The organism is Paenibacillus sp. FSL R7-0179, assembly GCF_038002265.1.
Taxonomy (GTDB): Bacteria; Bacillota; Bacilli; order Paenibacillales; family Paenibacillaceae; genus Paenibacillus_AQ.
In genome coordinates this window covers 3,153,685-3,167,741 of the sequence record NZ_JBBOCC010000002.1, presented here as the reverse complement: position 1 = coordinate 3,167,741, position 14,057 = coordinate 3,153,685, and the positions used below count along the sequence as shown (strand labels likewise).

Sequence of the window (14,057 nt, the reverse complement as noted above, 5' to 3'; positions counted from 1 at the left end):
TTCAGAGATGGGTCCTGATCAAAACACGCCGGTTCCGGCTTCAGCAGCCGGCAGGGATGGCAGATATTCAAGACAGGTCCGCTTCGCGCCGTTCGGCGCAGCAGGACAGCAGGGACTGGCGCGTTCCTGTGTGCTGGTCGTTGGCATGGGGGCGCTGGGGACAGGGATCGCCGAGACCTTGGCTCGCTGCGGGGTAGGACGTCTTATTCTCGTTGACCGCGATTATGTGGAATGGAGCAATCTGCAACGCCAGCAGTTGTATTCGGAAGAAGATGCGCGTGTGCGGACGCCCAAGGCTGCAGCAGCGCGTACCCGGCTGCTGGCGGTCAATTCGGAGATTGTGATCGAGGCCCACGTGCTTGATGTGCGTGCTGAGGAGCTGGAGAGCCTGCTTCCCGGCGTGGATCTGATTATGGACGGGACCGATAACTTCGATACCCGGCTGATCATCAACGATCTGGCCCAAAAGCACGGCATTCCCTGGATCTACGGGGCCTGTGTCGGAAGCTACGGGATTACGTATACGATTCTGCCGGGTGAAACCCCTTGTCTGAATTGTCTGCTGGGCACAATCCCGCTCGGCGGGGATACCTGCGACACAGCAGGCATTCTTCCGCAAGCGGTGCAGATGGTTACTACGAATGGAACTGCTGAAGCACTGAAGCTGCTTGGCGGATTCAAGGATAAGCTGCGCGGCAAGCTGCTGACCTTCGATATCTGGCGTAATGAGCAGCAGGAGATTGGAGTCCGGACGGCGAAGAAGTCTGACTGTCCCTCATGCGGTGAATCACGGAGCTATCCGTATCTGTCTGCCTCGGGCACAGAGCGCAGCGATGTGCTGTGCGGCAGAGATACAGTGCAGATCCGTCCGGCACACCGCAGAAGTCTGGATCTGGAGGAGACGGCTGCCCGCTTGTCCAGACTGAATAGCGGCAAGGTGGAGAGCAACCCGTATCTGGTTTCTTTTACAGAGGAGCCGTACCGGATGGTTGTGTTCGCAGACGGGAGAGCCTTAATACATGGAACCAGTGATATCGCTGCCGCCCGCAGCTATTATCACCGGTATTTCGGATAATGGAGGAGATCACAATGAACAAGGGAGCCATCCGTCACATGGCGGTATTTACACTGAAATCCGCCCCCGATTCAGAGGAGACTACAGCTTTCTTGCGGGATGGAGCTGAGATTCTTAGCGCGATTCCGGTGGTCAGGAATTTCGAGGTGCTGCGTCAGGTCAGTGCCAAATGTGAGCACCAGTACGCCTTCTCGATGGAGTTCGCCGATCAGGCGGCCTATGATGCCTATAATCATCATCCGGCGCATCAGGCTTTTGTCGCAGAGCGCTGGGACACCCAGGTGGCTGCGTTCCAGGAGATCGATTTCGTACAATTATAAGAAATTACATGTTTCACAAGATTAGTACCGACAAGAGACCATTCCTCCGAATGGTCTCTTTGTTTTGCGGGAATTCTAAGCATCATCTGCGGCGGCACAGCCGGTGCAAGACTGGTGGAGGGGGAAGATCCCGGTGAATGAAAAGATCGCATGGTACATACCCGGTCCGCACCGGGACAGCCATGAAGCAGAAGATGCAGACAAAGAGGAGAAGGCTGCCGGCCATACCGGGCTTGAGGAGGCCATCCGGAGCCTTGGGATGACAGCAGCAATAAGCGAAGACCTGGATAGTCTTCGCTTATTGCTGTCAGGCGGTGAGCCTGTGCTTCTGCTCGCGGAGCTGGATGAACCCGGAGACTGGGCGGGCTGGGAAGCGGTCTTGGAGGTGCGGAAGGAGGGGATGATTCTGCCGGTAATGGTCCTATCCGAAGGAACACCTGAAGAGAGAGGGGAAGCGGCTGTCTCCGTATTCGATGCCGGAGGCAACGAATATATGGAGAAGCCTGTACATACCGGTGAGTTCAAGCGCAGATTATTGAATTTACTTAAGCTGACGGGCCGTCGTAGAGAGGCGGCCACGCTGCTTAAAGTGGACGGATTGATTCTTGATCCCGGACGCCGGCAGGTCAGCCGGGATGGAGCCGAGCTGAAGATGACCCCCAAGGAATTCGATCTGCTGTATTATCTGGCAGAGAATCTGAATGAAGTCTGTCCCCGGGCTGAGATCTTGCAGCAGGTGTGGGGGTATCATTTTCATGCGGACACCAATGTGGTCGATGTGTACATCCGGCATCTGCGGCTCAAGGTGGATAAAGGCCGCCGGAATAAACTGATTCATACGGTGCGTGGAACCGGATATGTACTGCGGACACCGGAGAGCGGGGCCACAAGCTGACGGCCGCTGCGAAGCAGCTCTCCGGTTATTTGGATTTATACTCTTTGGCACACGCTACATTTAAGCTTCGCGCTGTTACAGTACGCGGCGTGATTTCAGGTAGGTTTTTTTCCAGTTCCCCGAATTCAGATCTGAAATGGTCACGCCGGGTGAGCCGTAAGTGTGAAGAATCTTGCCGTTGCCGGCATATACAGCCACATGGGTGACGTTCTTGCCGTTGGCCCGGCTTCCGCTGGAGAAGAACACGAGATCGCCGACACGCAGATTGGCTTTGCTGACCGATGTACCCACTTTAGATTGGGCTACGGACGTACGGGGCAGATCTACACCATATTTTTTGAAAATGTATTGAGTAAAGGAGGAACAGTCAAAATAACGTGTAGTTGAAGTAGAGGCACCGAACTGGTAACGCGTACCCAGATACTTTTTGCCGAAGCTGACCACTTTGGAGCCGGTGGAAGATGCGGATACGGAATCGGCACTTACAGAATCGGCAGATACAGCTGATGCGGCGGCAGGGGCTGTTCCTGCTCCGGTTGCGAGTAAGGCGCTGAACCCGATTGTTGTGCACAGACCGATTGTCATTGCTTGCTTGAACCATTTTTGCTTATTCATGTTGTATACCTCCAAAGTTGTAATCTATTCTAGCAGTTTCGTTCTCTGATTCGTAGTATAGCAGGTTATGACAGTCCTAAATTATGGAAGAGATGGGCTAAATGCAGGCGGTATATACAATGTAAGCGTTATATTAAAATCGCATTAAAAGTTACAAAATATTAATATTTAAACGAGATTTTAAGCAAAAAAAGCCGAGAAATCCTTGATATGCAAGGGGATTCCCGGCTTTTTGATTTTGAACCAAAGGTTACAGCGATGTCTCCAAAGATCTATGTATTCAGTCCTTGCTCTGAATAATCAGCAGCAGTCCGCTCTCGATATGAACGGTTCCCTTGTGCTCCTGCAGCACATTGCTCACGGCCAGGGATTGGCCAAGCTTGAGGGTGGCGTTCTCCAGAGGATATTGGAAGCCCTGAAGGGTGATGCCTGTTACCTCGGGAGTCAGAGGCAGCAAGGAGACATAGGTGTATCCCCGTTCCTCTACAACCGCCTGAGAGCCGGTCAGCGTAATGTAGTTGTTCGCATCCATAATGGAGCAGGCTACCTGACGCTGCAGCGCTCTTGTCATCATCTGAATACTGGCCAGCGTATGGTCTATGCGTGTTCCCGTTACCCCGATCATCAGAATAGACTGCGGCTGGAGGTTCAGGGCGAGATCCAGGGCCATTTCACTGTCGGTAAGGTCTTTGTTGACCGGATCACAGCTTATTGTCTCCCTGCTTCCCGCCTGAATCCGCTCCAGTGCCTCAGGAGAGACAGAGTCGAAATCACCGACGGCAAGCTGGGGGGTGAAGCCATGGTCAATCAGGAACAGCGCTCCCCGGTCAGCGCCGATAATATAATCCTCTTCATCTAATAAGCGCAGGCATTCCGCTGTCAGTTTACCGCCTGCAACAATAACAATACGCCCGGATGGCAATAGCTCCCCCTCCTTGTAGTTGAATTAAGTTCATCATCCTGAACAGTATATAGCAGTTTCAAAAGTTGTACAATTGCCGCACTGACGCTAAAATAGGGTTAGTGCGGCTGGCCGCACCCATCCATAGAGGATGATAAGTTATGCATGTGCGCAGGAGGTGAGAGGGATCGTTAACGTGTTGTTTGTATGTCTGGGGAATATTTGCCGTTCGCCGATGGCGGAGGCTGTGCTGCGCAGTAAGATTGAACAGCGTCAGCTTGCGGATCAGATCACAGTGGATTCTGCAGGAACGGGAGACTGGCATATCGGGAAAGCGCCGCATGAAGGGACAAGGCGTATCCTTGATCTGCATGGCATCAGCTATGAGAATATGAGAGCAAGACGGGTTGCCAGTGAGGATTTCGGGAGATTCGAATATATTATCTGCATGGACAAGTCCAATGGGGAGAATGTTCGCAAAATTCCCGGCGGTGAGCAGTCCAAGCTGTTGTTCTTCATGGATCTGCTGCCGGATGAGGAGCTGCGTGAGGTGCCTGACCCATATTTTACAGGCAATTTCGAGCAGGTCTATGACTTAATCAACGCCGGTTGTGATGTGCTGCTGGAACGGATTATTGGGGAGAAGCTTTAAAATATAAGAATTTTATGTTTATGCTATAAATTATCCTTCTATTTCTCGCTGAAACGGTACCGTCCTTAGTTGTTAAGGAACGGCACCGGACAGCCGCCTGATCATGAAAGCGTAGTCAATCGTGCCGGGATACATAAGTTCGTAAGATGTTCACTTTTATGGTTCTATTTGCTGTTTCAGGAGCGGAAGAAATAGAGTAATGATTCCGGGAGCTCTTTTTGCCAAAAACCCCAAAGATGCTGGCCGTCCTTCTCGCGGTAGGATACCGTGGCTCCTTTGGCTTCAAGCATGGCCTTGGTCTCACGGTTCATCTCTACGAAATCATAGACGCCGGTATCGGTCTTGTAGTCCCGCTCTTGAAGCCCTACAACCATATTGATCTGAAGCCAGGAGAGATCCTCCTCTTGTGAGAGCAGCTCGCGGGTCTCGGGATAATAAGCGCCGGAGAGGCTAAGCACTCGGCTGAATAATCCCGGATACGCCAGTGCGAGGTGGAGGGAGACACTGCCGCCCAGAGAATCACCGGCTACGATCCGTTCCCCGGGTGTACGACGGACAGGATAATTATGTTCAATGTAGGGAATAATCTCTTCGGCGAAGCATGCGAGGTACTGCTTGAAGCGGCTGCCGAACGGAGCGTATTCAGCGGTGCGGACGGCCACGTTCACTTCGACGCCCACTATAATGAAGGGTTCCACATCCTGCTCCAGAATCAGTTGCCCGGCTAAGGTGGCAATCCGGCCGAAGTTGAAGAATTCTTCACCGTCCTGACAGTAGATGACGGGATAGCTGAGTACTTCATTATATCCTGGGGGAAGATAGATACGCAGCTTGCGCTCTTCCTGCAGGTGTTCGCTCCACAGTGTTTGTTTTACAATTGTACGTTTCAGAAAAACAGGTTCGCTCATTGTCAAATCGTCACCTTTCATGTCGAATTTTGCTTAAGACTTAGTGTTACGTTAAAATTAGCCAAGCGGCAAATGTGGGATATATCATTTACTTGAGAAATATCCTTAAATCTGTTATAGGATATTTAAACGCCTGTTATACATACAAAATTTATGGAAACATAAATTTTATGCGTATTTCTTTGACGAAACAGATACAACAGGTGTATAATAATTCTATAACAGAGACCACTGATATTCAAATTTTTTTATTGAGGTGAAGATAATGACTAGAGTTCCTTATGAAGTGTATACAGAGGACGTTGAAGCCCTTACGGTTCTTTCCCCGGATGGAGAAATTATCAATAAGGAAATGATGCCTGACCTTACCGATGATCAATTGAAAGAAATTATGTACCGTATGGTATTTACCCGTACCTGGGATGACCGTGCTGTTAACCTGGGCCGCCAAGGCCGTCTCGGCTTCTATGCGCCGGTATCCGGACAGGAAGCTACAATGATCGGCAGCGAGTATGCTTTGCAGAAGGAAGACTTCGTCTGCCCGGGCTACCGCGATATTCCACAGCTCGTATGGCATGGCCTTCCATTATATCAGGCGTTCCTGTATTCCCGCGGACATCAGCATGGCGGACAGATTCCTGATGGCGTGAATGTACTGATGCCGCAGATCATTATCGGAGCACAGATCCTTCATGCTACCGGTATTGCAATGGGCTTCAAATTGAAGAAACAGCAGAACGTTGCAATCACATACACAGGTGACGGAGGTTCGTCAGAAGGCGACTTCTATGAAGGCCTTAACTATGCAGGAGTATATAAGCTGCCAGTGATCTTCTTCGTTCAGAACAACGGCTATGCCATCACCACTCCGTTCTCGAAGCAGACAGCAGCGAAATCCATCGCCCACAAGGCGGTTGCCGCAGGGATTCCCGGAATCAAGATCGACGGCATGGACGTATTTGCAGTAATCTCTGCTGTACAGCAGGCTGCTGAACGCGCCCGCAAAGGCGAAGGCGCCACACTGATCGAAGCGGTAACCTATCGTTTCCGTCCGCATTCCCTGTCCGATGATGCCAGTAAGTACCGTACAAAGGAAGAAGAAGGACAATGGAATGAGAAAGATCCGATTGCCCGTCTTGCCAAGTACCTGGAGAAGAAGGGCCTCTGGACTGAAGAGGACACTCTGCGCGTAAGAGAAGAAGCGAAAGCAACTGTGAACGAGCAGATTAAGAAAGCAGAACAGACCGAAAAAATGACCATTCCCGGCTTGATCGACAGCATGTTCGAGGTAACTCCGAAACATCTTGAAGAACAAAAAGCCGATTTTGAATAAGGGGGATATCACGCAATGGCACAGATGAATATGAAAGAAGCAATTCGTGACGCAATGCGCGTTGAACTGACTCGTGACCCCAATGTCCTTATCTTCGGAGAAGACGTTGGTAATGTAGGCGGCGTGTTCCGTGTAACAGAAGGGCTGCAGAAGGAATTTGGCGAGGATCGCATCTTCGATACACCGCTGGCAGAGTCTGCTATCGGCGGTTTGGCTTTCGGTCTCGGCGTACAGGGCTTCCGCCCGATCGCTGAGATCCAGTTCGTAGGCTTCATCTTTGAAGCTCTTGATCAGATCGTTATTCAGGCAGCGCGCCTGCGCTGGCGTTCCGGGGGCAAATACAATGCTCCTGTAGTGTTCCGCACTCCGTTCGGCGGCGGCGTTAAGGCAGCTGAGCTGCATACCGATTCTCTGGAAGGCTTGATTGCCCAGAGTCCTGGGATCAAGGTAGTTATTCCTTCTAACCCATACGATGCGAAGGGACTGCTGATCGCTTCGATCCGCGACAATGACCCTGTATTCTTCATGGAGCACTTGAACCTGTACCATGCTTTCCGTGCAGAGGTGCCTGAAGGTGAATATACCGTTGAACTCGGCAAAGCGAATGTAGTTCGCGAGGGTTCGGATGTATCTATCATTACCTACGGTCTAATGGTACATACAGCGACCAAGGCAGCTGACCAGCTCGAAAAAGAAGGCATCAAAGTCGAAATTATCGACCTTCGTACCGTTAGCCCGATTGATATCGACACTATTGTGGCTTCCATCAAGAAGACCAACCGTGCGATTGTTGTACAAGAAGCTCAGAAGAGCTCCGGCGTAGCCGCTGAGGTTATTGCCCAGATTAACGAAAAAGCTCTGCTGCACTTAGAAGCCCCTGTGCTTCGTGTAGCAGGTCCTGATACGATTTTCCCGTTCGCTCAAATCGAAGATACCTGGATTCCTACCCCTGCACGTGTTATTGCGGCAGTTAAGAAAGTTATGGAATTCTAGGATAAGTAACGACCTTGCCGTCCTTGTATTTAAGGGCGGCAGCCGTTTCTGTCTTTTGCTAAACAGAGCTGTTGAATTAACTCAACATAACATTATAGGAGGTTATCAAGGTGGCAAAATTTGAGTACCGGTTCCCTGAGCTGGGCGAAGGTCTGCATGAAGGCGAAATTATCAAAATGCATATCAAAGCCGGCGACAAAGTAACCGATGACGATATCGTAATGGAAGTTCAGAATGACAAGGCGGTAGTAGAGGTGCCTTGTCCGGTCAATGGCACAGTGCTGGAAGTCTTCACCAAGGACGGCCAAGTATGCCGTGTAGGCGAAGTTGTAGCCATTATTGATGCCGAAGGCGACATCCCTGAACAAGAGGGCGGCCATCCGGCAGAGCATGCTTCCCAGGAAGCTGATGCAGCCAAGGGCGGAGCGGATACTACTTCTTCTCCGGCAACCAGCAGCCCGGCTACTGGCGGAGCAACGAACTTTGAATACAAGTTCCCTGAACTGGGCGAAGGCCTGCATGAAGGGGAAATCATCAAGATGCACATCAAGGTTGGAGACAAAATCACCGACGACGATATCATTATGGAAGTTCAGAATGATAAAGCAGTGGTGGAAGTTCCTTCTCCAGTCAATGGTACTGTAGTCGAAGTGTTCACCAAAGACGGCCAGATCTGCCGTGTAGGTGAAGTTGTGGCTATCATTGCTGCAGAAGGTGATGTTCCTCATGATGAGGGCGGCCATGCTGAAGCATCCGGTGCCCAGGCAGCGGCTCCTTCCCAAGGTACAGCTCCGGCAGCGGCGGCAGCTCCAGCCCCTGACCGTGAAGTGCTGGCAACACCGAGCGTGCGCAAGTATGCCCGTGACAATAGCGTGGATATCTCCAAGGTGAACGGCTCCGGCAAGAACGGCAAGATCACACTTGAAGATGTAGAGGCCTTCCTGAAAGGCGGCTCTACAGCTCCTGCGGCAGCGGCTCCGGCAGCTTCTGCACCAGCGGCGGCAGCAGCACCTCAAGCCAAAGCCAAAGAAGCAGCACCGGCAGCAGCTTCCGGCAATACAAGTCTGGAAGAAGAACGCGTACCGTTCAAGGGTATCCGCAAAGCGATTGCCAATGCTATGGTTAAATCGGCTTACACTGCACCGCATGTTACCATCATGGACGAAGTGGATGTTACTGAGCTTGTAGCCTTCCGTGCCCGTATGAAGCCGGTAGCCGAGAAGAAGGGCGTGAAGGTTACTTATCTTCCGTTCATCGTAAAGGCACTCGTAGCCGCTTCCCGTCAGTTCCCTGCGCTTAACGCAATGATTGACGAAGCTTCTAACGAAATTGTCTACAAGAAGTACTACAACATCGGTATTGCTACGGATACAGACAACGGTCTGATCGTTCCTGTCATCAAGGACGCTGACCGCAAGAGCATCTGGATGATCGCAAGCGCGATTACAGATCTGGCAGTACGCGGACGCGACGGCAAGCTGGCTCCGAATGAAATGAAGGGCAGTACGATCTCGATCAGTAACATCGGCTCTGCCGGCGGTATGTTCTTCACTCCGATTATCAACTTCCCTGAAGTTGCTATTCTCGGAACCGGACGTATCACTGAGAAGCCTGTTGTGAAGAACGGCGAAATCGTTGCCGCACCTGTAATGGCTCTGTCCCTGAGCTTTGACCACCGGATTATTGACGGCGCAACAGCACAGAATTTCATGAATTACATTAAGACCCTGCTTGCAAATCCTGATATGTTAGTTATGGAGGTGTAATTAATGGTAGTCGGAGACGCTTCAATCGAAATCGACACATTGGTAATTGGTGCAGGTCCCGGCGGGTATGTGGCGGCAATTCGTGCCGCCCAGCTCGGCCAAAAGGTCATCATTGTAGATAAATCGGAACTCGGCGGCGTGTGCTTGAACCGCGGCTGTATTCCTTCCAAGGCCCTGATCTCAGCTGCTCATCAATTCGAGGCTGCCCAGCACGGTGATGTATTCGGTGTTACTGCCGAGAACGTGAAGGTAGACTGGTCCAAGACTCAGGCCTTCAAGAACGGCGTAGTCAAGAAAATGACTTCCGGCGTTACCAGCCTGATGAAGGGTAACAAGATCGAAGTATTCAGCGGAGAAGCTATGTTCATCAGCACAAACGAAGCCCGTTTGTTCAATGATCATGAATCCCCGCGCTATAAGTTCAATAACTGCATTATTGCAACGGGCTCCCGTCCGATTGAACTGAAGCCATTCCCGTTCGGCGGACGCATCCTGTCCTCCACGGAAGCGCTGGATCTGCCTGAAATCCCTAAGAGCATGATCGTTATCGGCGGCGGCTACATTGGTGCGGAACTGGGTCAGATGTACTCCAAATTCGGCACCAAGGTGACCATCATTGAAGGTCTGGATACCGTTCTGCCTGGCTTTGACAAAGACATGACCCGTCTGGTTGCTAAGAATATGGCTAAGACTGGCATTGAAATTGTAACTAACGCCAAAGCAGAATCTGCGGTTCAGAACGACAAGGAAGTTACTGTGAAATACTCCGTTGGCGGAGAGTCCAAAGAAGTTACTGCTGAATACCTGCTGGTAACAGTAGGACGCCGTCCGAATACTGACGGAGAGCTGGGTCTGGATCTGATCGGCGTTGAGCTGGATGACCGCGGTCTGGTGAAGGTGGACCATCAGGGACGGACTAACATCCCTAACATTTTCGCAATCGGCGATATCGTTCCGGGTCTTGCCCTGGCACACAAAGCTTCTTACGAAGGTAAGATCGCTGCGGAAGCCATTGCCGGACACAAATCGGTGGTAGATTACAAGGTAATGCCGGCTGTTGTATTCACAGATCCAGAATGCTCCAGCGTAGGTCTGACCGAGAAGGAAGCGAAGGATAAGGGCTATGCGGTGAAAGCCGGCAAGTTCCCGTTCGCAGGCAACGGCCGTGCCGTGTCCCTGAATGCTCCTGAAGGCTTCATCAAGATTGTAGCGAAGAGCGACAACAATCAGGTGCTTGGCGCGCAAATCGTCGGTATCGAGGCTTCCAACCTGATCGCTGAGCTGGGTCTGGCGATCGAAATGGGCGCAACGCTTGAAGATATCGCACTGACCATCCATGCGCATCCAACCCTTGGCGAGATCGTCATGGAAGCGGCTGAGCTGGTAGAAGGCCACCCGATCCACGTAATGAAATAATAACCGCCTAAGCTTATGCGGTAAGAACATAGGAGGATGTTCCCGAAGCCATGCAGATGGTCAGGGAGCATCCTCTTTTGACTGAAGATACTGTCCTGAACGTTCGGAAATAGCTGGAAATCTGCCCAATTCGGGGAGAGAAATGTATGTTTTTTTGCGTTTTTTTATCATAAGGGAAGTTACAACGACCGTCAGCTCATGGTAAACTGGTAGAAGAAAAAAGAGAGTGGGGTGCGATACGGCTTGCGTAATTACTTGGATTTATTAAAGGATATTCTGGACAACGGTACAGCTAAGAGCGACCGGACAGGTACAGGTACAGTGTCCGTCTTCGGGCGTCAGCTCCGCTTCGATCTGTCGAAGGGCTTCCCGCTGATGACCACCAAGCGCATTCATCTGAAGTCGGTGGTACATGAGCTTCTATGGTTCCTCAAAGGGGATACCAATACAACGTATCTGAAGGAGAACGGCGTCTCGATCTGGGATGAATGGGCCGATGAGAACGGGGAGCTGGGGCCGGTGTACGGCTCGCAGTGGCGGGCCTGGGAGAGTAAGGACGGGCAGCATATCGATCAGATTGCGAATGTAATTGAGTCGATTAAGCATAATCCCGATTCACGGCGCCATATTGTTAGTGCGTGGAATGTAGGCGAGATTGAGCAGATGAAGCTTCCGCCCTGCCATTTCGTTTTTCAGTTCTACGTAGCCGGCGGCAAGCTTTCTTGCATGCTTACAATGCGTTCGGTGGATACATTCCTTGGGCTTCCATTCAACATTGCCAGCTACGCGCTGCTTACCCATATGGTTGCGCAGCAGACGGGGCTTGAGGTCGGAGATTTCATCTGGTCCGGCGGAGATGTGCATATATATACAAATCATATGGAACAAGTGGCTACACAGCTTGCACGGGAGCCTTATGCGCTGCCGAAGCTTAACATCCGCAGAGTACCGGACAGTATTTTTGACTATACTTTTGAGGATTTTGAATTTACTGACTATGTCTATCACCCGGGAATCAAGGCACCGGTTGCTATATGAGCATTACCATGATATGGGCGATGGCCTCCAATGGCGTAATTGGCAAAAATAACGATATGCCCTGGCATTTGCCGCTGGATTTCGCGTATTTCAAAGCTGAGACACTCGGCAAGCGGATGCTGATGGGCCGCAAAACCTGGGAGTCGCTGGGCAGCAAGCCGCTGAAGGGCCGTACCAGCCTGATTCTGACCCGCGACAAGGGCTTCGCACCCGAAGGGGCTGAGATCATCCATACGCTGGCTGAGGCGCTGGCTGAGGGGCGCAAGGAGGATGAACTGATGGTGATTGGCGGAGCCGAAATCTACAGCCTGATGCTGCCGTATGCCGACAAGCTGCGTGTTACACGGATAGAGGCGGAGATTGAAGGTGATACGCGATTCCCTGAGGTAGACTGGAGTCAGTGGAAGGAAGTTTCCAATTCCCCGGGACTCAAGAATGAGCAGAATCCTTATGATTATCGTTTTATGGTGTATGACCGCAAGGAGTGACGATGAAGCGTTTTCTCTGACACAAGATGTGAAATAGTACAAATAATCAGCAGATTAGTCCATTACAGTGCGAAAGTATTGAATGCTAATATAATTAAAATTAGAAATGGTGTACTATACATCAACACGAAGAGAACGGATGGGGGAAACGTATATATGTCTACACCTACTGGATTTATGGAGTATAAGCGCCAGCTCCCAGGGGACCGCGATCCCGAGCAGCGCGTGAAGGATTGGGAAGAATTCCACGAGCATCTGACCGAGGACGAGCTTCGGACTCAGGGTGCCCGTTGTATGGATTGCGGCACACCGTATTGCCACACCGGTATGGATATGAGCGGCGGTACTTCAGGCTGTCCCGTGCATAACCTGATCCCGGAGTGGAATAACCTGGTCTACCGCGGCCTGTGGAAGGAAGCGCTAGAGCGCCTGCACAAGACGAATAACTTCCCTGAATTCACCGGCAGCATTTGTCCTGCTCCCTGCGAGGGCTCCTGTACCGTCGGTCTGATTGGACAGCCTGTTACGATTAAGACGATCGAGCTGGCCATTGTGGACAAGGGCTTTGAAGAGGGCTGGGTCGTTCCGAGTCCGCCGGAGAAGCGTACAGGCAAACGGATTGCTATTGTCGGCTCCGGTCCGGCAGGACTGGCCGCAGCAGCCCAGCTGAATAAAGCGGGTCACACGGTAACGGTCTTTGAGCGCAGTGACCGGATCGGCGGCCTTCTGATGTACGGTATTCCGACGATGAAGCTGGACAAACGTGTCGTACAGCGCCGCGTTGATCTGCTGGCAGCAGAGGGTATCGAGTTCGTGGTAAATACAGAGATCGGTAAAGACATTCCGGCACAGCAGCTGGTGGATGAATATGATGCCGTTGTCCTCTGCGGCGGTGCGACCAAGGCAAGACGCTTCAATGTGGAGGGCCATGACCTCAAAGGGGTTATGTATGCCATGGATTACCTGAACGGCACGATCAAGAGCTATCTGAATTCCAATCTGGAGGATGGCAACTATGTATCCGCCGCAGGCAAGGACGTAATCGTGCTGGGCGGAGGCGATACCGGCTCCGACTGTGTCGCGACTTCCCTGCGGCATGGCTGCAGCAGCATCACCCAGTTCGGTACCCACGACAAAGCACCGCTTACACGTGATCCGATTGCTAACCCTTGGCCGCAGTTCCCGAATGTCTACACCCTGGATTATGCGCAGCAGGAAGCCAAAGCGGTCTTCGGTGAAGACCCGCGTGAATTCTCTATCATGACGACCAAGTTCGTCGGCGATGAAGAAGGCAACCTCAAGGAGCTGCATACAGTGCAGATCCGCCGGACGGTGGACGAGACAGGACGGAAGATCTACCAGCCGGTTCCGGGAACCGAGGCTGTCTATCCGGCCCAGCTGGCGCTGATTGCCATTGGCTTCGACGGACCGGAGCAGGATATCATTGAGGAGCTTAAGCTGGATACGGACCGCCGCAGCAATGTGAAGGCCCGTTATGGCAAATTCAACACGAATGTGGATAAAGTATTTGCAGCCGGCGATATGCGCCGCGGACAGAGTCTGGTCGTCTGGGCCATCAACGAGGGACGCGAAGCCGCGCGCGAAGTGGATAAATATCTGATGGGTTCGACTGTACTTGCCTAAATCCGATATGCAC

14 protein-coding genes are annotated in these 14,057 nt (G+C 51.8%); 11 read left to right on the top strand and 3 right to left on the bottom strand.

What is annotated here, in order from left to right; all coding sequences use genetic code 11:
* The first annotated feature begins 7 nt into the window (after positions 1-7).
* From MKX63_RS30070 to MKX63_RS30060, 3 genes are all read left to right on the top strand, one after another.
* A complete protein-coding gene (locus MKX63_RS30070) occupies positions 8-1,075 on the top strand; it encodes a ThiF family adenylyltransferase (RefSeq protein ID WP_341022361.1) in 1,068 nt (355 codons plus the stop codon).
* 14 nt (positions 1,076-1,089) lie between these two features.
* Positions 1,090-1,395, top strand: a complete 306-nt coding sequence (locus MKX63_RS30065) for a Dabb family protein (RefSeq protein WP_341022360.1) — start codon at positions 1,090-1,092, stop codon at positions 1,393-1,395.
* A gap of 133 nt (positions 1,396-1,528) precedes the next feature.
* A complete protein-coding gene (locus MKX63_RS30060; protein WP_341022358.1) occupies positions 1,529-2,290 on the top strand; it encodes a winged helix-turn-helix transcriptional regulator in 762 nt (253 codons plus the stop codon).
* A gap of 75 nt (positions 2,291-2,365) precedes the next feature.
* On the opposite strand, the gene MKX63_RS30055 is transcribed toward MKX63_RS30060, so the two are convergent.
* Together MKX63_RS30055 and MKX63_RS30050 are read right to left on the bottom strand one after the other, a co-directional pair.
* The gene (locus MKX63_RS30055; protein ID WP_341022357.1) at positions 2,366-2,905 is read right to left on the bottom strand and encodes a C40 family peptidase; all 540 of its coding nucleotides are present in this window, start codon (positions 2,903-2,905) and stop codon (positions 2,366-2,368) included.
* Between the two features lie 280 nt (positions 2,906-3,185).
* Positions 3,186-3,827: a thiamine diphosphokinase gene (locus MKX63_RS30050; RefSeq protein WP_341022356.1), complete on the bottom strand. Its 642-nt coding sequence runs from the start codon at positions 3,825-3,827 to the stop codon at positions 3,186-3,188.
* A gap of 166 nt (positions 3,828-3,993) precedes the next feature.
* Here MKX63_RS30050 and MKX63_RS30045 point away from each other — a divergent pair, with 166 nt between their 5' ends.
* On the top strand, positions 3,994-4,458 hold the full coding sequence (locus MKX63_RS30045) for a low molecular weight protein-tyrosine-phosphatase (protein ID WP_341023357.1): 465 nt from the start codon (positions 3,994-3,996) through the stop codon (positions 4,456-4,458).
* A gap of 176 nt (positions 4,459-4,634) precedes the next feature.
* On the opposite strand, the gene MKX63_RS30040 is transcribed toward MKX63_RS30045, so the two are convergent.
* Positions 4,635-5,366 (bottom strand): alpha/beta hydrolase, encoded by a 732-nt coding sequence (locus MKX63_RS30040; RefSeq protein WP_341022354.1) that lies wholly within the window; start codon positions 5,364-5,366, stop codon positions 4,635-4,637.
* A 265-nt stretch (positions 5,367-5,631) separates the two neighbouring features.
* On the opposite strand from MKX63_RS30040, the gene pdhA reads away from it, so the two are divergent.
* The 7 genes from pdhA (at position 5,632) to MKX63_RS30005 (ending at position 14,044) form a co-directional block, all read left to right on the top strand.
* Positions 5,632-6,699 (top strand): pyruvate dehydrogenase (acetyl-transferring) E1 component subunit alpha, encoded by a 1,068-nt coding sequence (gene pdhA / locus MKX63_RS30035; RefSeq protein WP_340753349.1) that lies wholly within the window; start codon positions 5,632-5,634, stop codon positions 6,697-6,699.
* A 15-nt stretch (positions 6,700-6,714) separates the two neighbouring features.
* Positions 6,715-7,692 carry an alpha-ketoacid dehydrogenase subunit beta gene (locus MKX63_RS30030; protein WP_341022352.1) on the top strand — a complete coding sequence of 326 codons (978 nt, stop codon included), beginning with the start codon at positions 6,715-6,717 and terminating at the stop codon, positions 7,690-7,692.
* A 110-nt stretch (positions 7,693-7,802) separates the two neighbouring features.
* Positions 7,803-9,458, top strand: a complete 1,656-nt coding sequence (locus tag MKX63_RS30025; protein WP_341022351.1) for a 2-oxo acid dehydrogenase subunit E2 — start codon at positions 7,803-7,805, stop codon at positions 9,456-9,458.
* Positions 9,459-9,461: 3 nt separating this feature from the next.
* A complete protein-coding gene (lpdA, locus tag MKX63_RS30020) occupies positions 9,462-10,874 on the top strand; it encodes a dihydrolipoyl dehydrogenase (protein WP_341022350.1) in 1,413 nt (470 codons plus the stop codon).
* Positions 10,875-11,117: 243 nt separating this feature from the next.
* The gene (gene thyA, locus MKX63_RS30015; protein ID WP_341022349.1) at positions 11,118-11,912 is read left to right on the top strand and encodes a thymidylate synthase; all 795 of its coding nucleotides are present in this window, start codon (positions 11,118-11,120) and stop codon (positions 11,910-11,912) included.
* The gene (locus tag MKX63_RS30010) at positions 11,909-12,400 is read left to right on the top strand and encodes a dihydrofolate reductase (protein ID WP_341022348.1); all 492 of its coding nucleotides are present in this window, start codon (positions 11,909-11,911) and stop codon (positions 12,398-12,400) included. The genes thyA and MKX63_RS30010 overlap by 4 nt, the downstream gene beginning before the upstream one ends.
* 156 nt (positions 12,401-12,556) lie before the next feature.
* The gene (locus tag MKX63_RS30005; protein ID WP_341022347.1) at positions 12,557-14,044 is read left to right on the top strand and encodes a glutamate synthase subunit beta; all 1,488 of its coding nucleotides are present in this window, start codon (positions 12,557-12,559) and stop codon (positions 14,042-14,044) included.
* Positions 14,045-14,057: the final 13 nt, after the last annotated feature.

Excerpts from the sequence above, each read along its gene's own strand:
- MKX63_RS30030 (WP_341022352.1), top strand. The coding sequence starts at position 6,715 with ATGGCACAGATGAATATGAAAGAAGCAATTCGTGACGCAATGCGCGTT.
- MKX63_RS30005 (WP_341022347.1), top strand. The coding sequence starts at position 12,557 with ATGTCTACACCTACTGGATTTATGGAGTATAAGCGCCAGCTCCCAGGG.
- MKX63_RS30055 (WP_341022357.1), bottom strand. The coding sequence starts at position 2,905 with ATGAATAAGCAAAAATGGTTCAAGCAAGCAATGACAATCGGTCTGTGC.
- lpdA (WP_341022350.1), top strand. The coding sequence starts at position 9,462 with ATGGTAGTCGGAGACGCTTCAATCGAAATCGACACATTGGTAATTGGT.
- MKX63_RS30070 (WP_341022361.1), top strand. The coding sequence starts at position 8 with ATGGGTCCTGATCAAAACACGCCGGTTCCGGCTTCAGCAGCCGGCAGG.
- pdhA (WP_340753349.1), top strand. The coding sequence starts at position 5,632 with ATGACTAGAGTTCCTTATGAAGTGTATACAGAGGACGTTGAAGCCCTT.
- MKX63_RS30010 (WP_341022348.1), top strand. The coding sequence starts at position 11,909 with ATGAGCATTACCATGATATGGGCGATGGCCTCCAATGGCGTAATTGGC.
- MKX63_RS30040 (WP_341022354.1), bottom strand. The coding sequence starts at position 5,366 with ATGAGCGAACCTGTTTTTCTGAAACGTACAATTGTAAAACAAACACTG.
- MKX63_RS30065 (WP_341022360.1), top strand. The coding sequence starts at position 1,090 with ATGAACAAGGGAGCCATCCGTCACATGGCGGTATTTACACTGAAATCC.